Source organism: Sodalis glossinidius str. 'morsitans' (assembly GCF_000010085.1).
Classification (GTDB): domain Bacteria; phylum Pseudomonadota; class Gammaproteobacteria; order Enterobacterales; family Enterobacteriaceae; genus Sodalis; species Sodalis glossinidius.
The window spans coordinates 626,785-647,894 of the sequence record NC_007712.1; the positions used below are offsets into that span (position 1 = coordinate 626,785).

18 protein-coding genes and 3 pseudogenes are annotated in these 21,110 nt (G+C 57.9%); 15 read left to right on the forward strand and 6 right to left on the reverse strand.

The window, feature by feature from the left end; translation table 11 throughout:
- Nucleotides 1-3: 3 nt before the first annotated feature.
- From hflC to rlmB, 5 genes are all read left to right on the forward strand, one after another.
- Nucleotides 4-1,020 carry a protease modulator HflC gene (gene hflC, locus SGP1_RS03290; RefSeq protein ID WP_011410203.1) on the forward strand — a complete coding sequence of 339 codons (1,017 nt, stop codon included), beginning with the start codon at nt 4-6 and terminating at the stop codon, nt 1,018-1,020.
- 64 nt (nt 1,021-1,084) lie between these two features.
- The gene (locus tag SGP1_RS03295) at nt 1,085-1,285 is read left to right on the forward strand and encodes a DUF2065 domain-containing protein (RefSeq protein WP_011410204.1); all 201 of its coding nucleotides are present in this window, start codon (nt 1,085-1,087) and stop codon (nt 1,283-1,285) included.
- Between the two features lie 101 nt (nt 1,286-1,386).
- Nucleotides 1,387-2,685 (forward strand): adenylosuccinate synthase, encoded by a 1,299-nt coding sequence (locus SGP1_RS03300; RefSeq protein WP_011410205.1) that lies wholly within the window; start codon nt 1,387-1,389, stop codon nt 2,683-2,685.
- Between the two features lie 436 nt (nt 2,686-3,121).
- Nucleotides 3,122-5,416, forward strand: a complete 2,295-nt coding sequence (gene rnr, locus SGP1_RS03310; protein WP_011410206.1) for a ribonuclease R — start codon at nt 3,122-3,124, stop codon at nt 5,414-5,416.
- 302 nt (nt 5,417-5,718) lie between these two features.
- Nucleotides 5,719-6,456, forward strand: coding sequence for a 23S rRNA (guanosine(2251)-2'-O)-methyltransferase RlmB (rlmB, locus tag SGP1_RS03320; RefSeq protein ID WP_011410207.1), 738 nt, complete (start codon nt 5,719-5,721; stop codon nt 6,454-6,456).
- Between the two features lie 21 nt (nt 6,457-6,477).
- Here rlmB and bsmA read toward each other — a convergent pair whose 3' ends face one another.
- A complete protein-coding gene (gene bsmA / locus SGP1_RS03325) occupies nt 6,478-6,783 on the reverse strand; it encodes a biofilm peroxide resistance protein BsmA (protein ID WP_041866610.1) in 306 nt (101 codons plus the stop codon).
- A 127-nt stretch (nt 6,784-6,910) separates the two neighbouring features.
- Between bsmA and yjfP the strand changes: the two are divergent.
- From yjfP to rplI, 5 genes and pseudogenes are all read left to right on the forward strand, one after another.
- Nucleotides 6,911-7,576, forward strand: a pseudogene (gene yjfP, locus SGP1_RS03330) (esterase).
- A gap of 236 nt (nt 7,577-7,812) precedes the next feature.
- Entirely contained in the window at nt 7,813-8,208 is a 396-nt protein-coding gene (rpsF, locus tag SGP1_RS03335; RefSeq protein ID WP_011410208.1) for a 30S ribosomal protein S6, read from the forward strand.
- A 6-nt stretch (nt 8,209-8,214) separates the two neighbouring features.
- Nucleotides 8,215-8,532, forward strand: coding sequence for a primosomal replication protein N (priB, locus tag SGP1_RS03340; RefSeq protein ID WP_041867358.1), 318 nt, complete (start codon nt 8,215-8,217; stop codon nt 8,530-8,532).
- Nucleotides 8,533-8,536: 4 nt separating this feature from the next.
- Complete coding sequence (gene rpsR / locus SGP1_RS03345) at nt 8,537-8,764, forward strand: 30S ribosomal protein S18 (RefSeq protein ID WP_011410210.1); 228 nt, start codon at nt 8,537-8,539, stop codon at nt 8,762-8,764.
- Between the two features lie 38 nt (nt 8,765-8,802).
- Entirely contained in the window at nt 8,803-9,255 is a 453-nt protein-coding gene (gene rplI, locus SGP1_RS03350) for a 50S ribosomal protein L9 (protein ID WP_011410211.1), read from the forward strand.
- Between the two features lie 174 nt (nt 9,256-9,429).
- On the opposite strand, the gene SGP1_RS23285 is transcribed toward rplI, so the two are convergent.
- Both SGP1_RS23285 and SGP1_RS31125 read right to left on the reverse strand, forming a co-directional pair.
- Nucleotides 9,430-9,684: a LysM-like peptidoglycan-binding domain-containing protein gene (locus SGP1_RS23285; RefSeq protein WP_050747386.1), complete on the reverse strand. Its 255-nt coding sequence runs from the start codon at nt 9,682-9,684 to the stop codon at nt 9,430-9,432.
- Between the two features lie 5 nt (nt 9,685-9,689).
- Complete coding sequence (locus SGP1_RS31125; protein ID WP_162010776.1) at nt 9,690-10,319, reverse strand: hypothetical protein; 630 nt, start codon at nt 10,317-10,319, stop codon at nt 9,690-9,692.
- 124 nt (nt 10,320-10,443) lie between these two features.
- On the opposite strand from SGP1_RS31125, the gene SGP1_RS03360 reads away from it, so the two are divergent.
- The gene (locus SGP1_RS03360) at nt 10,444-11,064 is read left to right on the forward strand and encodes a peptidylprolyl isomerase (RefSeq protein ID WP_011410212.1); all 621 of its coding nucleotides are present in this window, start codon (nt 10,444-10,446) and stop codon (nt 11,062-11,064) included.
- A gap of 153 nt (nt 11,065-11,217) precedes the next feature.
- Nucleotides 11,218-11,964 carry a 3'(2'),5'-bisphosphate nucleotidase CysQ gene (gene cysQ, locus SGP1_RS03365; protein WP_011410213.1) on the forward strand — a complete coding sequence of 249 codons (747 nt, stop codon included), beginning with the start codon at nt 11,218-11,220 and terminating at the stop codon, nt 11,962-11,964.
- A gap of 104 nt (nt 11,965-12,068) precedes the next feature.
- On the opposite strand, the gene SGP1_RS03370 is transcribed toward cysQ, so the two are convergent.
- Entirely contained in the window at nt 12,069-12,452 is a 384-nt protein-coding gene (locus SGP1_RS03370; protein ID WP_050747388.1) for a YtfJ family protein, read from the reverse strand.
- Between the two features lie 278 nt (nt 12,453-12,730).
- Between SGP1_RS03370 and SGP1_RS03375 the strand changes: the two genes are divergently transcribed.
- Entirely contained in the window at nt 12,731-12,937 is a 207-nt protein-coding gene (locus SGP1_RS03375) for a DUF1107 domain-containing protein (protein ID WP_011410214.1), read from the forward strand.
- Between the two features lie 186 nt (nt 12,938-13,123).
- On the opposite strand, the pseudogene SGP1_RS03380 reads toward SGP1_RS03375, so the two are convergent.
- Nucleotides 13,124-14,428 (reverse strand): annotated as a pseudogene (locus SGP1_RS03380) (hemolysin family protein).
- A 138-nt stretch (nt 14,429-14,566) separates the two neighbouring features.
- Nucleotides 14,567-15,147, reverse strand: a pseudogene (msrA, locus tag SGP1_RS03385) (peptide-methionine (S)-S-oxide reductase MsrA).
- Between the two features lie 449 nt (nt 15,148-15,596).
- On the opposite strand from msrA, the gene tamA reads away from it, so the two are divergent.
- On the forward strand, nt 15,597-17,288 hold the full coding sequence (tamA, locus tag SGP1_RS03390; RefSeq protein ID WP_050747920.1) for an autotransporter assembly complex protein TamA: 1,692 nt from the start codon (nt 15,597-15,599) through the stop codon (nt 17,286-17,288).
- Entirely contained in the window at nt 17,285-21,109 is a 3,825-nt protein-coding gene (tamB, locus tag SGP1_RS03395; RefSeq protein ID WP_011410216.1) for an autotransporter assembly complex protein TamB, read from the forward strand. Before tamA ends, tamB begins: the two co-directional genes overlap by 4 nt.
- The last annotated feature ends 1 nt before the right edge of the window (nt 21,110 follow it).

The window sequence follows — 21,110 nt, forward strand, 5'->3', positions numbered from 1 at the left end:
CCGATGCGTAAGCCTTTATTGCTTATTGTGGTCGTAGTGCTGGTGGTGTTGTATGCGTCACTGTTTGTCGTGCAGGAAGGCCAGCGCGGCATCGTTTTGCGCTTTGGCAAGGTATTGCGCGACGGCGATAACAAACCGTTGATTTACAACCCCGGCCTGCACATGAAAATACCGTTTATCGAAACGGTTAAAAATCTTGATGCGCGCATTCAGACCATGGAAAACCAGGCCGATCGCTTTGTCACCATGGAAAAGAAAGACCTGATTGTCGACTCCTATATTAAATGGCGTATCAGCGACTTCAGCCGTTATTATCTGGCGACCGGCGGCGGTGATGTATCGCAGGCGGAAGTGTTGCTGAAACGGAAGTTTTCCGACCGTCTGCGCTCGGAGCTCGGCCGGCTGGATGTCAAGGGGATTGTCACCGATTCCCGCAACCGTCTGATGACCGATGTGCGCGAAGCGCTGAATAACGGCACGTCCGGCGACGATGAAGAGACGCAGGCGACCGCGGCCGATAACGCCATTGCTTCCGCCGCCGCGCGGGTAGAGCGTGAAACCAACGGCCTTCAGCCGTCGGTGAATCCTAACAGTATGGCGGCGCTGGGGATAGAGGTTGTCGACGTGCGTATCAAGCAAATCAACCTCCCGACGGAAGTGTCCGACGCTATCTATCAGCGTATGCGCGCCGAACGTGAAGCCGTCGCCCGTCGCCACCGTTCCCAGGGCCAGGAAGAGGCGGAGAAGCTGCGCGCCGCGGCGGATTACGAAGTGACTCGTACATTGGCCGAAGCCGAGCGTCAGGCTTTGATTACCCGCGGTGAAGCGGATGCGGAAACCGCCAAGCTGTACGCCGATGCGTTCAGCGAGGATCCTGCGTTCTATGCATTTATCCGCAGCCTGCGTGCGTATGAGAACAGCTTCAACAACAACAATGATGTGATGGTGCTGAGCCCGGAAAGCGATTTCTTCCGCTTCATGAAGTCGCCGGAAGATACCGTGGTCGGCCGCCGTCCCTGACGGTTGCCCCGCACAGTCAATCAGGCCCGATCCTTCGGGCCTTTTTTTGCTTTGAGGAAATGTGATGAATCCGACAATTTGGATGGCGCTCGGTCTGGTACTGGTATTGGAGGGATTGGGGCCGATGCTGTTTCCCACCGTTTGGCGCAAGATGATAGGTTCGCTGGCGACGCTGCCGGATCGGCTTTTGCGCCGATTCGGCGGCGGTTTAGTGGTCGCTGGCTGCGTCATCTACTATATGTTGCGTAGCAAAATGGGCGCGTGATCGCAGCGCGAAAAAACAGCGCGAACCGGCGTCAAAAAGTACTGAAAGTCGTGGATTCAGATGGTAGAATCCATTTTTAAGCAATCTGGTGAAGTTAAAAGATGGGTAAGAACGTCGTCGTACTGGGCACCCAATGGGGTGACGAAGGTAAAGGCAAGGTCGTCGACCTGCTGACCGAACGGGCTAAATATGTTGTTCGCTATCAGGGTGGACACAACGCCGGTCATACTTTAGTTATCAACGGTGAAAAAACCGTTCTTCATTTGATCCCCTCGGGCATCCTGCGTGAAAACGTTGTCAGCATTATCGCCAACGGCGTCGTGCTGTCGCCGGAAGCGCTGATGAAAGAAATGGGTGAGCTGGAGGCGCGAGGTATTCCGGTACGCGAACGCATGCTGATTTCCGAGGCGTGCCCGCTGATTCTTGCCTACCATGTCGCGATGGACGTTGCGCGCGAAAAGGCCCGCGGCGCCAAAGCTATCGGCACCACCGGTCGCGGCATTGGCCCGGCCTATGAAGACAAAGTGGCGCGTCGCGCGCTGCGCGTGGGCGATCTTTTCAACAAGGACACGTTTGCCACCAAGCTGAAAGAGGTCGTGGACTACTACAACTTCCAGCTGGTGCATTATTACCAGGCTGACACAGTGGATTACCAAATGGTGCTGGACGATATCCTGGCGGTGGCCTACGTTCTGACCGGTATGGTAGTGGACGTTTCCGAGCTGCTGGACAGCGCCCGCAAACGCGGCGATCTGATGATGTTTGAAGGTGCTCAGGGCACGCTGCTGGATATCGATCACGGCACCTACCCCTACGTCACCTCATCCAATACCACGGCCGGCGGCGTCGCTACTGGTTCCGGCCTCGGCCCGCGCTATGTGGACTATGTTCTCGGTATCGTCAAGGCCTATTCTACCCGCGTCGGCGCCGGCCCGTTTCCCACCGAGCTGTTTGACGACACGGGGGAATTCCTGTGCGTCAAGGGTAATGAATTCGGCGCCACCACGGGCCGCCGCCGCCGTACCGGCTGGCTGGACGCGGTAGCGGTGCGCCGTGCGGTGCAGATCAACTCGCTTTCCGGTTTCTGCCTCACCAAACTCGACGTGCTTGACGGTCTGCAGGAAGTGAAAATCTGCACTGCCTATCGCCTGCCCGACGGTCGCGTGGTGGAAAGTACGCCGCTGGCCGCGGAAAACTGGGAAGGTATCGAGCCGATTTATGAGAGCATGCCGGGCTGGAGCGAAAGCACCTTCGGCGTGAAGGCGTTCGACAAGCTGCCCGAGGCGGCGCGTCGCTACATCAAACGTATCGAAGAGGTCACCGGCGTGCCGGTGGACATCGTTTCGACCGGACCTGACCGTAGCGAAACCATGATTTTACGCGATCCGTTCGACGCCTGATGGCCGCCGGATGTTAGAAAAGAAAAAAAGAGAGCAAACCGGGTGTGTCCCGGTTTGTTTTTATATATCAATAGGTTATCCTGCCGTTACCGCACATGCCCTCATTGCCGATCGACAAGTCTTATGGCCTGTTTGGTTCTCAAAGGTTACTCTTATTGTTCATGTTTTCCTTTTTACCGATACAGTTAACCCCGCCAGGATTTGGCGAATTTGCCAACGACAGCAGTATTTGGGGTTGCGCGCCGGCCGGTTGTAGTGCGGAACACCAGGTTGACATTTCGCCTGCAAAACAGGAGTTGCCGCAGGCGCCCATAGGTTTATCGCATCAGCCCGCACCCTGGGTGGCCGGCATGATTGCTCTAACCGCCGCTCTACATAGACGTGTGCGTGCCCGCTAGCGGCACGGCAACCTGTTTTGACATTATGGAGAAGCACGATGTCACAAGATCCCTTTCTGGAAAGAGAGGCAGAAAAATATGCATTCCCGGTTCCCAGCCGAGAATTTATCCTCGCCCATTTAGCCAAGCGGGAAAAGCCCGCCAGCCGCGAGGAGCTGGCGCAAGAGCTGGACATCAGTGGCGAAGACCAACTGGAAGGTTTGCGCCGCCGCTTGCGCGCTATGGAGCGGGACGGGCAATTGATTTTTACCCGGCGCCAGTGCTATGCGCTGCCGGAGCGTCTAGATCTGTTGCGCGGTACGGTCATCTGTCATCGCGACGGCTTTGGTTTCCTGCGCGTCGAAGGCAGCAAGGATGACTATTATTTGTCCGCCGAACAGATGAAAATGGCCATTCATGGCGATGTTGTCATGGCGCAACCCCAGGGCGCGGACCGCAAAGGCCGCCGCGAGGCGCGCATTGTGCGGGTGCTGGTGCCGAAAACCAGCCAGATCGTGGGCCGTTTTTTCACTGATGCCGGCAGCGCGTTTGTCGTGCCGGACGATAGCCGCCTCAGTTTCGATATTCTGATTCCGCCGGAGGCAACCCAGGGCGCCCGCATGGGGTTCGTGGTGGTGGTGGAGTTGACGCAGCGCCCGACCCGGCGTACCAAAGCCATAGGTAAAGTGGTGGAAGTGCTCGGCGATAATATGGGTACCGGTATGGCGGTGGATATCGCGTTGCGCACGCACGATATTCCCTATGTCTGGCCGCCTGAAGTCGAGCAGCAGCTCGCGGATTTGCAAGAAGACGTGCCGGAAGCAGCCAAGCGCGGGCGTATCGATTTACGCGCACTGCCGCTGGTGACCATTGATGGCGAGGACGCGCGTGACTTCGACGACGCGGTGTACTGCGAGAAAAAACGCAGCGGAGGAGGCTGGCGACTGTGGGTGGCGATTGCTGATGTGAGCTATTACGTCCGCCCGCATACGCCGCTCGATCAGGAGGCCAGCCGGCGTGCCACCTCGGTTTATTTCCCTTCGCAGGTGATCCCGATGCTTCCCGAGGTGCTGTCCAACGGCCTGTGTTCGTTAAACCCACAGGTGGACAGGCTGTGTATGGTGTGCGAGATGACCATCTCTGCTCAGGGACGCCTCTCATCCTATAAATTTTATGAAGCGGTGATGAACTCCCATGCACGCCTGACCTATAACAAGGTCTGGCAGATCCTGCAGGGGCAGCAGGAATTGCGCGCCCAGTACGCGCCGCTCGTCAAGCCGCTGACGCAACTGCATGAAATGTATCAGACGCTGGAACAGGCCAGAGTCCAGCGCGGCGGCATCTCTTTTGAAACCGAAGAGGCCAAGTTCATTTTCAACGCAGAGCGCCGCATCGAGCGTATCGAGCCGGTGAAGCGTAATGATGCCCATAAACTGATCGAAGAGTGCATGATCCTGGCGAATATCGCCGCGGCACGCTTTGTTGAAAAGCACAAAGAGCCAGCGCTTTATCGCGTGCATGATAGGCCAAGCAATGACCACATCACGTCGTTGCGCACGGTGTTGGGCGAGCTGGGGCTGACTCTCGGCGGCGGCGATAAACCCGAACCTAAGGATTATGCCGATATGATGAATCTGGTCGCGGGCCGGCCGGATCACGAAATGCTGCAAACCATGCTGATGCGATCGATGAAGCAGGCGATTTACGATCCGGAAAACCGCGGCCACTTCGGGCTGGCCCTGCAGGCCTATGCCCACTTTACTTCGCCGATTCGCCGTTATCCGGATCTGGCGCTGCACCGGGCGGTCAAATATCTTCTCGGCCAGCAAAGTGGTGAGATTGACGGCCGCGCCACCCCGACCGGTGGTTGGCATTCCGAGTTGGAAGAAATGTTGCAGTTGGGCCAGCAATGTTCGCTGAGCGAGCGTCGCGCCGATGAAGCGACCCGCGACGTGGCGGATTGGTTGAAGTGTGACTTTATGCTGGATCATGTTGGTGAGGTGTTTAGCGGTATTATTACCAGCGTGACCAGCTTTGGCTTTTTTGTGCGTCTTGATGAACTGTTTATCGATGGTCTGGTGCATGTCTCGTCGCTGGACAATGACTATTATCGTCATGACAACATTGGCCAGCGGTTGATAGGGGAATCCGGCGGTAGAGTGTACCGGCTCGGCGATGCCGTGGAGATCCGCGTCGAAGCCGTGCATATGGACGAGCGCAAAATCGATTTTTCCTTGATTTCCAGCCGCCGTCAGTCGCGAGGCGTAGGCAAAACCGCGCGCCAGCGTCAGCAGCAGGCGAACCGCGGCGGGGACGGGAAATGGGGGCGACAAGCCCGGCGGTGTGCGCGGTAAGCGCCAGCGCGGCGGTGGACAAAACGCGTCGCAGCCGTTCCCCAGCGGCCAGCCGGCCCCGACGGCGCAGAGAGGCGCAAAACGTGGCAAGAGCGGCCACGCCTTTTCCGCGCCGGCTAAACCGGCCGCTGAGGAAGCGCCCTGTAATAAAACCGTCCAAGGACGGTGCATCACGCAATAAAGCCGCCGGCGGTAAAACGCGCCGCGGCGTCCGGTCATTCAGAAAGCTGAGTGTCGGCAAGCGACGTTAATTGGCATAACCCAAACGGGCCAGCCAGGCCCGTTGACGATGAAAGAACATCATGAGCGAAATTATTTACGGTATTCATGCCGTACAAGCCCTGCTGGAGCGTGATCCCCAGCGTTTCCTGGATGTGTATCTGCTAAAAGGGCGTGACGACCGCCGTTTGCAGCCGCTGCTTCAGCAGTTGGAGAACGCGGGCATCGTTATCCAGATGGTGAGCCGCCAGTGGCTGGATGAGAAGGCGGAAGGTGCCGTTCATCAAGGCATCGTCGCCCGGGTGCAGGCAGGGTGGCAATACCAGGAGAACGATCTGCCGGCGCTGCTGACGCAGCAGGCCGCGCCGCTGCTGTTGGTGCTTGATGGCGTCACCGACCCGCATAACCTGGGTGCGTGCCTGCGCTGTGCCGACGCCGCCGGGGTGCATGCGGTGATCGTACCGCGCGATCGCGCGGCGCCGCTTAACGCCACCGCCAAGAAAGTGGCCAGCGGCGCTGCGGAAACCGTACCGCTTATCCGCGTGACCAATCTGGCGCGCACGCTGCGTCTGCTGCAAGAGCATAATGTGTGGATAGTCGGCACTGCCGGCGAAGCGGACCACCATCTTTATCAAAGTAAACTGACCGGGCCGCTGGCGCTGGTCATGGGTGCGGAAGGTGAAGGGATGCGTCGCCTGACGCGAGAACACTGCGATGAGCTCATCAGCATCCCCATGGCCGGAACGGTTTCGTCACTCAATGTGTCGGTTGCCGCTGGGGTATCCCTGTTTGAAGCCGTGCGGCAGCGGTGGCAGAAGTAACCCTGCGGCCGCCGGCGCACGCTAGCGGTAAAGAATCGCCTCGCCGTGCCAGACGCCGGGGGTCACCGTCTCATCGATCATCAGGATCTGGTAGTAGCGCGCCTGATGTTCATCCGCCTGGCGCTGAAGGGCGTTTTTAGCGTCCATGGGGCTGCCGTGTTCATCCACGGTGACCTTGCCCGCCCGCGTCAGCGAACCCACCATATTGCGGCTGATTTCGACCGCTTGTTTTTCCGGAGCCGGCGGCGACGCCGGTTTGCCATTCAACACGCTGCACCCCGCTAACGGCAGGCCGCAAAAAAGGATCAGTGTAGTAAGCCATTTCATAGCCAAATATCCGCAATGCATAGGTGATTAAAGTATAGCGAAACCGGTCTGCAGTGATTATGGTAATGACCGGACGCTGCGGCGACAGGACGGCGTAGCGTATGTGTGACGGCGAACGGGAGGCCCCATGGTCGAGATGCATCAGGAGTACGTCGGCGACATCGAAGTGATACATGCGATGCCGGCGGGCGGTTATGCCTCACCGCTGCCGACGCTGTTCTTTTACCATGGCTACATCTCGTCCAAAGAGATCATAGCTATTTCGGCTATGCGCTGGCGCAGACCGGGTTCCGTGTGATCCTGCCGGATGCTCTTATGCATGGTGCCCTTTTTGACGGTGATGAGCAACGCCGCCTTCGGCATTTTTGGGATATTCTACGCAAAAACATCGATGAATTGCCTGCGCTATATACGCATTATCATCAGCTTGGACAGATTGACGGCCGGCGCGTCGATGGGCGGCATGACCGCACTGGGGGCACTGGCGCGCTTTGACTGGCTGTTGTCCGCCGCGGCGCTGATGGGGTCAGGGGATTTTATGCGCCTTAGCCGGACCCTGTTTCCGCCGGTGACGCCGGATGCGCCGGACTATGATGTGTTTCAGCGGCTGGATAAGCTGCATGACCGGCCGTTGCTGCTTTGGCACGGTGAGGCGGATCCGCTGGTGCCGCCGGCGGAGAGCGCGCGGGATGGTCATCATCGGGTGCGCTATCTTACCGAGCCGGACATTAGTCACAAAATCACCGTGGGTGCGCTCGCGGCAACTGCGGCTTTTTTCCGCGAGGCTCTATAGCGCCGGCTGCTTGAGGCCCAAAGCCTGAAGCCCTATGGCCAACGTTAGCCTAACGCCCGCAACGCTGGCGCTTTGACGTCGATAGCGGAAATAATCCACAGCGGGTCCTTGTGTTTGGCCGGCCGGATAAGTAGAATTGAATGTCATTTTTCGACCGTACACTTATCACGTTCCTTGCTTCCATGGGCCGCGGTTGACCCTGACAGGAGGCTGAATAATCCGTAAGGAGCAATTCTATGCGTCATTACGAAATCATTTTTATGGTTCATCCTGACCAAAGCGAACAGGTTGCCGGCATGATTGAACGCTACAGCGCCCTGATTACCGGTGCTGAAGGCCAGATCCACCGCTTGGAAGACTGGGGCCGCCGTCAGCTGGCTTACCCGATAAACAAACTGCACAAAGCCCACTATGTTCTGCTGAACGTAGAAGCGCCGCAGGAAGTGATCGACGAGCTGGAAACAGTTTTCCGCTTCAATGACGCCGTTATCCGCAGCATGATCATGCGCGTTAAGCACGCGGTGACTGAAGCGTCTCCGATGGTTAAAGCGAAAGATGAACGCCGCGAGCGCCGTGAAGATTTCGCTACTGAAACCAACGAAGACTCTGATGCTGGGGATTCTGAAGAGTAATCGATGATGACGGCGAACCGTCTGATGCTGTCGGGCACCGTGTGCAAGACACCCATCCGAAAGGTCAGCCCGTCAGGTATTCCGCATTGCCAGTTCGTGCTTGAGCACCGTTCTGTGCATCAGGAAGCCGGTTTTTCACGCCAGGCATGGTGCCGACTCCCCGTGGTGGTCAGTGGAAAACAGACACTCGAAATTACTCGCAGTATAACGGTCGGCGCGCAGATTACTGTGCAGGGGTTCATCTGTTGCCATCAAGGGCGCAATGGCCTCAGCAAAATAGTTCTGCATACCGAGCAGATTGATTTGATAGATTCTGGAGACTAGCCCTATGGCACGTTATTTCCGTCGTCGCAAGTTCTGCCGTTTCACCACGGAAGGCGTTGTTGAGATCGACTATAAAGACATCGCTACGCTGAAAAACTATATCACCGAAAGTGGTAAAATTGTCCCGAGCCGTATTACCGGTACTCGCGCCAAATACCAACGTCAGCTGGCCCGCGCAATCAAGCGTGCGCGCTACCTTTCCCTGTTGCCGTACACTGATCGTCATCAGTAATCGGTCATCGTCCACTAAGTCTTTGAGAGGATAAGGTAATGCAAGTTATTCTGCTTGATAAAGTCGCCAACCTGGGCGGTTTGGGTGAACAGGTTAACGTTAAAGCGGGCTACGCTCGTAACTACCTGGTGCCGCAGGGCAAAGCCGTACCGGCCACCAAGAAAAACGTGGAATATTTTGAGGAGCGCCGCGCCGAGCTCGAAGCCAAACTAGCGGAAACCCAGGCTGCGGCTGAAGCACGCGCTGCGAAAATCAATGAACTGGGCATCGTCACCATCCCGTCTAAAGCAGGCGACGAAGGTAAACTGTTCGGCTCTATCGGTACCCGCGATATCGCCGACGCGATCACCGCTGCAGGCATTAACGTCTCCAAAAGCGAAGTGCGTCTGCCGAACGGTGTTCTGCGCACGACCGGTGACCACGATGTCAGCATCCAGGTGCACAGCGAAGTTTTCGCCAGCCTGAATGTGGTGATTGTTCCCGAAGCGTAATCGCAAGATTATGTGAGGTTAAAACGCCGGCCCTGTGCCGGCGTTTTGCTTTTCCGATCGGGCCCGATCAGGATGACACGATAAGACGATGGCCGCTGCGTCAGCCTGACTATCGACGCCGGCGATGTATGGCTAGCGCTGGTGGTAAAAGGAGCGGCGCAGCTGATGGCACGATTAACGCTGTTGGTAGCTGCCGTCGGGCTGTAGCGAAAAACGCACCGGACCTGCGGCACCGGTTTCAATCTCCAGCAGCGTTACCACACCCTGCGCATTCTGGACTATCCGCACTTCCTGCCCGGCCTGCAGGCTGCTCAACGGTTTATTGCTACCCTCCACCTGCGCCATGGCAAAGACATCCGCCACCGGCAAATTATGCGCGCGAAACAGCTGTGCCAGCGTCTGGCCATCGGCGATGCGGTAGGTTTGCATGGCGGTTATCCGTGCTGCCGGCGACGGCGCTGTTGTCCACCAGCTCGGCCTGCATGTGGGCACAGGCGGCGTGTCGTTGCGGACCGTTGACGCAGGTGGCATCTGCGGGCCCATCCATTATAAAATCGTCCGGCAGATGCCACAATGTCGCCAACAGCGTCTTCCCGCGCTGTGCCGCGCCCAAGTAGGGCGGGGCGGGGGGGTGACTCCGTCCGCGGCGGCACTTCTGCCAGATAGTCAGGGCGATGACCGGTGCTGCCTAGGGGCGTAGTGAAGGGCTCGTCTCCGGTCGTGGCGCCAGCTCTGCCGATGGGGGTCGGTTGCGGCTCGTCCTCGTCCACTGCACTGCCGATGGCTAGGGCGTAGGATGCATCCTGCGACGAGGTTGTGGCGGACCCATCCTGTCCGTCGGGAATTTGTTGTAGCGCGCGCTTATCGTCCTCGCCGGCCGCCTGGCTGACGTCATCATCGTGGCCGAAACGGCGACGCCATTTCTCCCGCAGGCCGTCCAGTCCCGGCAGCGAAAAGCCCAGGGACGTATTCTTCCTAGGCGCGATTCTGCCCATGATGACCTCTCTTGCAAAACTGTTGCCGTAACCCGATGAAGTATAGAGCGGCGAAGGATGAAGCTCCATGCCTATTTCATACCGCGCTTTGCGGTTAAAGGGAGGTGTCATACTAATTGCACGCGGAATTTTACCCCAACCGCCCGCGCTGTTATGCTGCGCCTTTCGCTTTTTAAGATATCAAGGAAAAGTCATGACCAACTCTTCTTTAGACAGCGTAGAAGCACAGGCGAGCTACGGTATCGGCCTCCAGGTAGGCCAGCAACTGGTGGAATCCGGTTTAGAAGGTCTGTTGCCCGATTCCCTGCTGACCGGCTTGCGCGATGCGCTGGAAGGCAATGCCCCGGCGGTACCGGTGGACGTGATTCATCGCGCGCTGCGTACCGTCCACGAACGTGCCGATGCGGTATGTCAGGAGCGCCAGCAGCATCTGGCGGTGGAAGGCGATAAATTCCTGGCGGACAATGCCGGCAAGGAAGGGGTAAATCTGACCGAATCGGGCCTGCAGTTTAAAGTGCTGACACAAGGCGAGGGTCCTATCCCCTCACGGCAGGATCGTGTGCGGGTGCATTACACCGGCCGGCTGCTGGATGGTACCGTATTCGACAGTTCGGTTGAGCGTGGTCAGCCGGCGGAATTCCCGGTCAGCGGCGTGATTGTCGGTTGGATCGAAGCGTTGACGCTGATGCCCGTCGGCTCCCGGTGGGAGTTGTATATCCCCCACAAACTGGCCTACGGCGAGCGTGGCGCGGGCGCGTCCATTCCTCCTTTCAGCGCGCTGATTTTTGAAGTGGAACTGCTGGAAATCCTGTAAACCTGACAAGCGCGCCGAACAGCTGCCCTTCCCGCGCGCCGGCGGCTTCTCGGCGGCGCGGCGGTTTGAACTTCTGCGCCGCAGTGTGTTGAAGCATTATCACGCCGGGCAAAAAATACTATGATTACGTAAGGCTCATCTTCGAGGTGTATCATGATTGAACACATCATCGCGCTTTCCCGCGAGGCAGGCGCGGCTATTATGCAGGTCTACAACGGCGACAAACCGCTGGAGCTGGATCAGAAGCAAGATGACTCGCCGGTGACCACCGCCGATCTGGCCGCGCATCGGGTCATTGCCGCCGGATTGCATGCGCTGGCGCCGGATACTCCCCTCCTTTCTGAAGAAGATCCGCCGGACTGGTCCCTTCGTCAGCACTGGCGCCGTTTCTGGCTGGTAGATCCCCTGGACGGCACCAAAGAGTTCCTGCGTCGTAACGGCGAATTCACCGTCAATATCACGTTAATTGAGGAAGGTAAGCCCGTGATAGGCGTGGTCTATGCCCCTGTGACCGATAGGCTTTATGCCGCCGCGAATGGCAAAGCCTGGCGAATCGACGAGAATGGCAAACAACAGACGATCGAAGTTAAAGAGGCGCGTCCGCCGCTGGTAGTGGTGAGCCGTTCTCATGGCAACAATGCGGAGCTGCAGGATTATCTGGCCCATCTGGGTGAGCACCAAACGGTGACGATTGGTTCCTCGCTGAAGTTTTGTCTGGTGGCGGAGGGCACAGCACAGCTTTATCCCCGTTTCGTGCCGACCAACGTCTGGGACACCGCCGCAGGACACGCGGTGGCGGTGGCGGCCGGCGCCCAGGTCAATGATTGGCAGGGACGGCCGCTGGATTACACCCCGCGCGAGTCTTTCCTCAATCCCGGCTTCAGGGTGTCGCTGTTCTGAGCCCGGCGGTGACGCCGCGGTTGGCTGAGGGTCCCCGTGACCCGGCTGCCCCCCGGCCTGAGGCCGCGCGCGTTAAGCACTACGCTGTCTGCATCTTCAATGATTTACGACCAGGGGTAGCGGCGCTGGCTGGCCTCAATTTGATGGCGGATAAACCAGCTTGTAGTAAAAAAAGCATCGCCGCGATTCACGATTGTCGTCGTTTGGTAATAATCCCGAGGTAGGCTGGCTTTGCGTAGGGTTTCTATTAATGCGGCATTCATCTCACGCACCGAGGCACGGGCGGCGATATGCTGAATGAGGCAAATTTTCCCGCCAAGACGCGTGCTGTTCCAGGATTGATGGCTAAACTCATTATGATCGTGAAGAAGCTCACCCGGCTGCATGATCTGCATCGGTGGCATGGGTTCACCGGGACGCAGCAGGTGCGCGTGCAGGTTAAAGGAAAATACGAGACAACAAAGCGGCATGCTAATGAGAGAGCGCATAGAAAACTCCTGATAGTAGAAACTCACCGGGCCATCTCCGGCACGGCCGGGTATACATGCACAACGACAGCACTTTAGGATAATTATACTGTTTCTAGGGAATTGAATTTTATACCCTACTGTCAAAATATGTAAAAGCAGTAATGCATCCTGTAAGAGCGTGAACTAAAGCACAACTTACCACTCAGATAAGGTGTAGTTAGGTAGCGTTACCGGATTTCCAATCGCGGTAATCAGTACCATAGGAAGAAGTAACCCTGTAGGAGGAAAGTACAAAAATGAGAATCTTCCATCGCTATAACGCCATAAAAGTAGCCACTTACGTTAAGACCTTATTTCGCGGCCGACTTTACATCAAAGGCATCGGTGCTTTTGAATTTGATAAAGGCAAAATTTTGCTGCCTAAGGTGCGGGATAAACAGCATTTCAGCGTTATGTCTGAAGTCAACCGCCAGGTAATGCGGCTCCAGCTGGATATGGCTTAAAAACGCTTTTTACGGTGAACTGCCGCCGTATACTTATGCCTCCGCCGCGCAGCAGTGAGGGAAATGCCGCCGCCGTCTGAACCTCTGCCGTAGTCAGGCTGAAGAGTCGGCAGGCGCGGCGAGCGTTTGCGGCCACGCCAGGGGGCAAGATGCCCCATTCAGGCCGTTTGATGGCCGCCGTTAATCTCAGGCCACATGGGCGCTATTGTCGGACGCCTGCGACAGCAGCGGCGACGCTTTTTCTTCGACGCGGGTCACCAGCAGCTGATCTATCTTGTAGCTGTCGATATCCACACTTCAAATTTGTAGCCGGCGTAGAGCACAAAGTCGGTACGTTTAGGAATTTTGCGCAGCATAAACATCATGAAGCCGCCGATGGTCTCGTAATTGCCGGATTGTGGGAACTCATCAATGTGCAGCACCCGCATGACATCATCAATCGAGGTTCCCCCCTCAATCAGCCAGGAATTCTCGTCGCGGGCGACGATCTGTTCCTCTAGTCCTTGGCCTACCAAGTCTCCATCAGGGTGGTCATCACATCGTTCAAGGTGATGATGCCGACGACCAGTGCATATTCATTCAAGATGACCACGAAATCCTCGCCGGCGGTTTTAAAACTCTCCAGCGCTTCGGACAGGGTCAGTGTGTCAGGTACGATAAGTGCCGAGCGGATCTGCACGCCGCTATTGAGCGCCAGGCTATGATTGTCCAGGACGCGGTTAAGCAAGTCTTTCGAGTCGACATAGCCGACGATGTGATCAATGGTGGCGTCGCACACCAGAAATTTGGAATGGGGATGAGTAGCTATTTTCTCTTTGATGCTGTCCTCGGTTTCGCGCAAGGTCATCGAGGAAGGTACGGTGCGCGATTCCAGCTCAAAGACGTTTTCGATAAGTTCATGCTCTTGTTTGCGCAATACGCCGGCCAGCGCGCCGGCCTCGACCACCGCGTAAATATCGTCGGAGGTAATGTCGTCTTTGCGTACCATGGGCAGTTTCAACATTTTGAAAATGACGTTGGCCAGGTCGTTGAACAGCCAGACCAGCGGACGGAATACCAGCAGGCAGAAGCACATTGGGTTGATGATCTGACGGCATAAATTTCCGGGGAGATCAACGCGATGCGTTTCGAGGTCAAATCGGCGAACAAAATGAACATGCCGGTCACCAGCGAGAACGAGCAAATAAAGCTGAGTTGCTCCGCCAGCTCGGGGGACATAAAGTGCGCGAATACCGTGGCAAACCAGGGGGAAAAGGCGGCGTCGCCGATGATGCCGCCCAAAATGGCCACGGCATTGAGGCCGATTTGAATGACGGTAGAAAAGACGCCCGGCATCTCTTGCAATTTGAGCACGCGCTGGGCATTGATATCCCCTTCGTCGGCCAGCAATTTCAATTTGATTTTGCGCGAGGCGGCCAGCGATATCTCTGATATCGAGAAAAAGGCGCTTACTGCAATCAGAAGCAGAATAAGCAAAGAACTGTTTAGCAATAAGTTAACCACTTCGGGCTGATAGGAAGAGTTGGCGCCCGCTAAGGGCGAATTTGCGTGCGCATATCGCCTCAACGCCACGGTGGCCGTGTCGCACGGACAGTATAGCAGCGACTGTCGCTGGGCCGCCAATACGGCTTAGCGCGCCGGCGGCAGGCATACGCCAATGCCTCCGAGGGCACAGTAGCCGTCGGGATGTTTATGTAAATATTGCTGATGCTCGTCCTCGGCATAATAAAAGGGCGCCACAGCTTCGAGGGCGGTGGTGATAGGATGGTCATCGTCGGCAGCGGCCATCGCTTGGGCGAAGGCCGCCAAATTTGCGCGGGCGGCCTCCCGCTGCGCGTCGTCCTGAGGAAAAAGCGCGGAGCGGTATTGGGTACCAACATCGCCACCCTGGCGCATGCCCTGAGTGGGATCATAGTTCTGCCAAAATAACCCGAGCAAGGTGTCATAGGTGATAACCCGCGGATCAAACACCACCCTTACTGCTTCAGCATGACCGGTCTGGCCGCTGCACACTTCGCGATAGGTCGGGTTGGGGGTATACCGCCGGTGTAGCCTGCCGCAGTACTGTACACGCCGGACTGTTGCCAAAACAGTCGCTCCACGCCCCAGAAACAGCCCATGGCGAAAAGGGCTACCGCCATTCCCGCCGGCACATGGCTCATAGAATGGTGCAGCACCGCATGCGTGGTAGCGACTGGCATTGGCGTCATGCGTCCCGGCAGCGCTTCACTTTGCGTAATGCGCGTAGTTTTGTCGAAATTGTGCGCCACCCTTTACTCCTCTTTAAACAAATGCCGGCGAAATACTCGGTCAGGGGTTGTTTAACCGGCACGCTTTACCGACAATAAAGATCATTATTACATGATGCTGTGAAGATAAATCGGTTTTTCAGTGAAAAATCTCACCTTACACCAGAGAGGGGTGTGACACCTGAGCATCAGGTGAGTAAGCGCCATTCAACGCCTGGCGGCGAGACGGACACGGACGCGCAAGGTCCGGACCGGCGATTTTGCCAACGGACTGTTGAATCTGCTAATAATAGCATCAACGCTGATTCGTTGCGGATGGAGAGACTTTGCCAGGAAAGAAATACACAGAGGTCATCAGCGTGAAAACATGGCATGGCCGAAAGTCCTTATTCTTCTGCGCGCTATTGCTGATGCCGCAGGCCCACAGCGCCAACGTCCGCCTGCAGGTGGAGGGGCTCAGCGGCGATCTGCAGCGCAACGTACGCGTGCGCCTGTCGACCATCGGCACGGACGAAGTGACCGCCGATGCGCGGTTCCAAAGCCGGGTGGATAATGCGGTGCGCGAAGGACTGCGAGCGCTCGGCTACTATTCACCCACGATTGATTTTGTCTTCAAGCCGGCGGTGAACGGCGGTCGTGATGTGCTTATCGCCCGCATCAAGCCGGGCAAGCCGGTGAAAATCGCCGGCGTTAATGTCATCTTGCGCGGCGACGCCCGGCAGGATAGCGATTACCGGCAGTGGGTCGCCAACGGCAAACCCGCGCTGGGCACAGTGTTGAACCACGGCGCGTACGACAGGTTCAAAAATGGCTTTTCCAGCCTGGCGCTGCGCAAGGGGTATTTCGACGCCGAATTCCGTAAAAGCCAATTGGGCGTCTCTCCGGCGCGTTACCAGGCCTACTGGGATATCGATTTTGACAGCGGTCAACGTTATCGTTTCGGCAAGGTGCGTTTTCACGGCGCGCAAATTCGCGAGGATTATTTGCAAAACCTCGCCAAAGTGTGCGAGGGTGAGCCCTACAGCGCCGAATCGCTGGCGGAGCTCAACCGCTGGTTGGCGGCCACCAACTGGTTTAATTCGGTGGTCATTTCACCGGATTTTGCCAGTGGCAAACAGAGTAAAACCTTGCCGCTGGACGCGGTCGTGACGCCGCGCACCCGCAACAGCATCGAGACCGGCGTCGGCTACGCGACCGACATGGGGCCGCGGGTGAAGACCACCTGGAGCAAACCCTGGCTCAATTCGCGCGGGCATAGCCTGCAGACCAGCCTGAGCCTGTCGGCGCCGGAGCAATCGGCCGATGTCAGCTATAAAATCCCGCTGCTCAAAGAGCCCCTGGAGCAATATTATCTCCTGCAGGGTGGCTTTAAGCGCGAGGATCTCAACGATACCCAGGTGGATTCAACAACGTTGAATGTGGCGCGATATTGGGATCTGTCCAGCGGCTGGCAGCGGGCCGTCAATCTGCGCTGGAGCTTGGATCACTTTACGCAGGCCAACGTCACCGATACCACCATGCTTATTTACCCCGGTGTCAGTATCAACCGTACCCGCCAGCGCGGCGGCCTGATGCCGACCTGGGGCGATAGCCAGCGCTATTCCGTCGATGTTTCTAATACCCTATGGGGATCAGATATCGATTTCATCATTTTGCAGGCGCAAAACGTCTGGATCCGCACGCTGGCGGAAAAACACCGTTTTGTGGCCCGCGGCAATCTGGGCTGGATTGAAACCAATGATTTTGAGCGCGTCCCGCCGTCACTGCGCTTTTTTGCCGGCGGCGATCGCAGTATCCGCGGCTATAAATATAAATCCCTGTCGCCGCGGGACGATGACGGCAAACTGACCGGCGCCTTTAAACTGGCGACCGGGTCGCTGGAGTATCAATATAACGTCACCGGCAAATGGTGGGGCGCGGTGTTTGTCGACAGCGGTGAGGCGGTCAACGACATCAGAGAAAGCAACATCAAAACCGGCGTCGGCGTCGGCGTGCGCTGGCAGTCGCCCGTCGGCCCCATCAAATTGGACATTGCCGCCCCGGTTGCGGATGAACATGAGCACGGTGTGCAATTTTACATTGGATTGGGGCCGGAATTATGAGCCTTGTTAAGAAAATTTGCCTGGGCGTTGTGCTGCTGTTGGTGCTCCTACTCGGCGCGCTGGCTTATCTCATCGGCACCACCAGCGGACTGCACCTGTTGCTGAACGGCGCGGCCCGCTGGGTGCCGGGGTTGGAAATGGCCTCGGTCAACGGCGGCTGGCGCGATCTGACCATAAAACAGCTGCGTTACCAGATGCCTGGCGTGACGGTCGGCGCCGGCGAATTCCATTTGGTTCTGGATTTTAGCTGCTTACGCCAGCGCCAATTGTGCATCAATGATCTCGCCCTGCGCGATGTTATGGTCGGCGTGAACACCGCCGAACTGGGCCCGCCGGCGCCGATAGCGCAGGAGGCGTCGGACGGCGGCCCTTTGTCCACACCTTACCCTCTGATCCTGCGCCGTCTGGCGCTGGATAATGTCCAGGTCAAGGTGGATAACACCCGCATCGCCCTTGACGAGTTCACCACCGGCTTCCAGTTTGAGGGCAACAGCCTGACGGTGACGCCGACGCGCATCGCCGGTCTTTTAGTGGCGCTGCCGACAGCGGCGCAGTTAGTAGCGGATAAAGCGGCCGCAGCCGCCGCGCAGGCGATAAAACCCGACATGCGTACCCCGGCGCAAAAACGCGCCGACGAAGAGGCGGCGCGGGTGGCGATTCGTGCCGAACCGCCGTTGGCCGAGACGTTGCACGCCCTGTTCGCCAAGCCGTTATTGCTGCCGCTGCCGTCGTTTACCCTGCCGTTGAATCTGACGCTGGCGAGCGTTGACGGGGAGAATTTGCACCTGACCGGCGACGCCAATCTGCTTATTACCCGTTTACGCCTGCAGGCGACGACCCAGGATCAACACGCCGAGCTGACGCTGCTGGATATCGACTCGCCCCAGGGGTTGCTAAATGCTTCCGGCCATGCCGAGCTGAGCGGGCGCTGGCCGGTAGCGATGACGGTCAACACGACCTTGAATAGCGCGCCGCTAAAAGGCGAAAAAATCAAATTTGCGGTGGACGGCGAGTTACGCGACGAGCTGCGCGCTGCGCTCAATCTGTCCGGCCCACTCACCGCGCAACTGGCTCTGAAGACGCGACTGGCGCAGGCGGGCCTGCCGCTGACGCTGACGTTCGACAGCCAGTCCTTGCAATGGCCGTTAACCGGCACACCGCAATATCAGGCGCGTGGCGTGGCCTTACGGCTGGACGGGGAAGCGCGGGATTACCGGCTGGCGCTGAAAGCGGCGCTCAGCGGCGAGGGACTGCCGCCGGCGGATGTGACCCTGGACGCCAAAGGCAACACCGACGGCTTTACGCTGTCGCGCCTGCGGCTGGCGGCGTTGCAGGGCAATACCGACCTGAGTGCGGTCGTGGACTGGCAACGCGCCATCAGCTGGCGTAGTGAGCTAGCGTTAAGCGGTATCAATACCGCCCGACAGTGGCCGGACTGGCCGGCGCGGGTAGAGGGGAAAATCACCAGCCGCGGCAGCCTGTACGGTGGCAACTGGCAATTACAGGTGCCTGAATTGGATCTACACGGTCAAATTCGCCAGAACGCGTTGACCGCCAAAGGATCGCTCCGCGGTAACGCCGCCGGTCAGTGGCAGGTGCCGCAGCTGCTGCTGGCGCTGGGGCGCAACCAATTGACGGTGAAAGGCGAGCTGAACGATGTCTTCGCGCTGGACGCCGTGCTCAACGCGCCGGCGCTGAACGGCGCGCTGCCGGGCTTGGGCGGTCGGGCGGCAGGGAATATCAAGCTGCGCGGTAATCTCCAGGCGCCGCAGTTGCTGATGGATCTCGACGCGCATGCGCTGCGCTGGGGGGAAATGAGCATTGCGCGTATCGCGTTGCAGGGGGATGTCCGCTCCAGCGACATCGTCCGCGGCGACGTGCAGTTGCGGCTGGATCGCCTGCAACAGGGGGCGCTGTCCATCGCGCAATTGACCCTGGACGCGACCGGCGATGAAAAGCAGCATCAACTGAAGCTGGCGATGCAGGGCGAGCCGGTGGCCGGCCAACTACAGCTGAACGGCAGCTTCGACCGGCAGCAGCAACGTTGGCAAGGTACGCTGAGCCAAACCCGCTTTGATACGCCTGTTGGGGAGTGGCCGCTGACGCTGGATTACTGGGCCGCGACGCAAAATCTGGTCATGGGGCAGCACTGCTTGCAAAACCCCAATGCGCAGATCTGTGCGCCGCAGAATATTGACCTCGGCGCGTCCGGACAGGCGAGTGTGCTGCTTAACCGCTTTGACCTGGCGATGCTGAAACCGATGCTGCCGGTAGAGACGCAGGTCAGCGGCGTCTTTACCGGCCGGGCCGATATGCGCTGGACCGCGGGCGGCGGTTTGCCGCAGGGTAAAGTGGCGCTGGTGGGCAGCGGCGTGAAAGTCAGCCAGACCGTGCAGGGCAAGACGCTACCGGTAGACTTTGAGACGCTGACGCTCAATGCTGCGCTGGATAAGGGCCTGGCGCGTCTGGACTGGTTGATAAAAATTGCCGGTAACGGCCAGTTCAACGGTCAGGTGCAGGTCGCGGATCTCCAGAGTCGGCGCGGGCTGTCCGGCAAGGTCAATATCAATAATCTTTCGCTGGCGCTGTTGAAACCGCTGCTGTCGCGGGGCGAAAGCGTCGATGGACTGGTTAACGCCGCGCTGCGTCTCGGCGGGGATGTGCAGCGGCCACAGCTTTACGGTCAGCTGGGGCTTGAGCTCCTGGTCATCAAAGGCACTTTCATGCCTTTTGCCATGACCGACAGCCGGCTGGCGCTTTCCTTCTCCGGTACCCGCTCCGCGCTGCAGGGCCTCATCGGTACCACCCATGGTCAGGTCAACCTGACCGGCGACGCCGATTGGAGCAGAATGGAAGCCTGGCGTGCGCGCATTAACGCGCAGGGCAACCGGGTGCGTATCACCGTACCGCCGATGGTGCGGCTGGATATGTCGCCGGATATCGTGTTTAAAGCCACGCCGACGCTATTCGCCCTCAATGGTAAGGTCGATATCCCCTGGGCGCGTATCGAGGTGAAAGATATGCCCCAAAGCGCGGTCGGCGTCTCCAGCGATGAAGTGTTGCTGGACGACAACCTGCAGCCGGTGCCCGACAGCGCCAGCGGCGCCGCGATCCCGATTAGCTCAAACCTGCTGGTTCACGTCGGCCCGGATGTGCGCCTTGACGCTTTTGGCCTGAAAGCCAGACTGACGGGCGATCTGAAAGTGGCGCAGGATAAACAAGGGCTGGGACTTAACGGACAAATCGATATTCCCTCCGGTCGTTTCCATGCCTACGGGCAGGATTTGATCGTTAACAAAGGACAACTGTTGTTCTCCGGCCCGGTCGATCAGCCTTACCTGAACATCGAAGCCATCCGCAATCCGGATTCCACCGGAGATGATGTTACGGCTGGGGTCCGGGTAACTGGATTGGCCGATCAGCCGAAAGTAGAAGTCTTTTCCGATCCGGTCAAATCCCAGCAGGAGGCGCTGTCTTATTTGCTGCGTGGACAGGGTCTGGACGCTTCGGGCGCCGACAGCAATATGATGACGTCGATGTTAATTGGCATGGGGGTTGCGCAAAGCGGGCAAGTTGTGGGTAAAATCGGACAAGCATTCGGGGTAAGCGATCTGGCGCTGGATACTCAGGGGGTTGGCGACAGCTCCCAAGTGGTGGTCAGCGGATATATCGCGCCTGGTCTGCAGGTTAAATACGGTGTGGGTATTTTTGATTCTTTGGCGATGTTAACGCTGCGTTATCGTTTAATGCCTAAACTTTATCTGGAAGCTGTGTCTGGTCTTAACCAGGCGCTAGACTTGCTCTATCTGTTTGAGTTTTAAC

Coding starts and splice junctions, on each gene's coding strand:
- hflC (WP_011410203.1), top strand. CDS start 4: ATGCGTAAGCCTTTATTGCTTATTGTGGTCGTAGTGCTGGTGGTGTTG.
- SGP1_RS03295 (WP_011410204.1), top strand. CDS start 1,085: ATGAATCCGACAATTTGGATGGCGCTCGGTCTGGTACTGGTATTGGAG.
- SGP1_RS03300 (WP_011410205.1), top strand. CDS start 1,387: ATGGGTAAGAACGTCGTCGTACTGGGCACCCAATGGGGTGACGAAGGT.
- rnr (WP_011410206.1), top strand. CDS start 3,122: ATGTCACAAGATCCCTTTCTGGAAAGAGAGGCAGAAAAATATGCATTC.
- rlmB (WP_011410207.1), top strand. CDS start 5,719: ATGAGCGAAATTATTTACGGTATTCATGCCGTACAAGCCCTGCTGGAG.
- bsmA (WP_041866610.1), bottom strand. CDS start 6,783: ATGAAATGGCTTACTACACTGATCCTTTTTTGCGGCCTGCCGTTAGCG.
- rpsF (WP_011410208.1), top strand. CDS start 7,813: ATGCGTCATTACGAAATCATTTTTATGGTTCATCCTGACCAAAGCGAA.
- priB (WP_041867358.1), top strand. CDS start 8,215: ATGACGGCGAACCGTCTGATGCTGTCGGGCACCGTGTGCAAGACACCC.
- rpsR (WP_011410210.1), top strand. CDS start 8,537: ATGGCACGTTATTTCCGTCGTCGCAAGTTCTGCCGTTTCACCACGGAA.
- rplI (WP_011410211.1), top strand. CDS start 8,803: ATGCAAGTTATTCTGCTTGATAAAGTCGCCAACCTGGGCGGTTTGGGT.
- SGP1_RS23285 (WP_050747386.1), bottom strand. CDS start 9,684: ATGCAAACCTACCGCATCGCCGATGGCCAGACGCTGGCACAGCTGTTT.
- SGP1_RS31125 (WP_162010776.1), bottom strand. CDS start 10,319: ATGGAGCTTCATCCTTCGCCGCTCTATACTTCATCGGGTTACGGCAAC.
- SGP1_RS03360 (WP_011410212.1), top strand. CDS start 10,444: ATGACCAACTCTTCTTTAGACAGCGTAGAAGCACAGGCGAGCTACGGT.
- cysQ (WP_011410213.1), top strand. CDS start 11,218: ATGATTGAACACATCATCGCGCTTTCCCGCGAGGCAGGCGCGGCTATT.
- SGP1_RS03370 (WP_050747388.1), bottom strand. CDS start 12,452: ATGCGCTCTCTCATTAGCATGCCGCTTTGTTGTCTCGTATTTTCCTTT.
- SGP1_RS03375 (WP_011410214.1), top strand. CDS start 12,731: ATGAGAATCTTCCATCGCTATAACGCCATAAAAGTAGCCACTTACGTT.
- tamA (WP_050747920.1), top strand. CDS start 15,597: ATGCCGCAGGCCCACAGCGCCAACGTCCGCCTGCAGGTGGAGGGGCTC.
- tamB (WP_011410216.1), top strand. CDS start 17,285: ATGAGCCTTGTTAAGAAAATTTGCCTGGGCGTTGTGCTGCTGTTGGTG.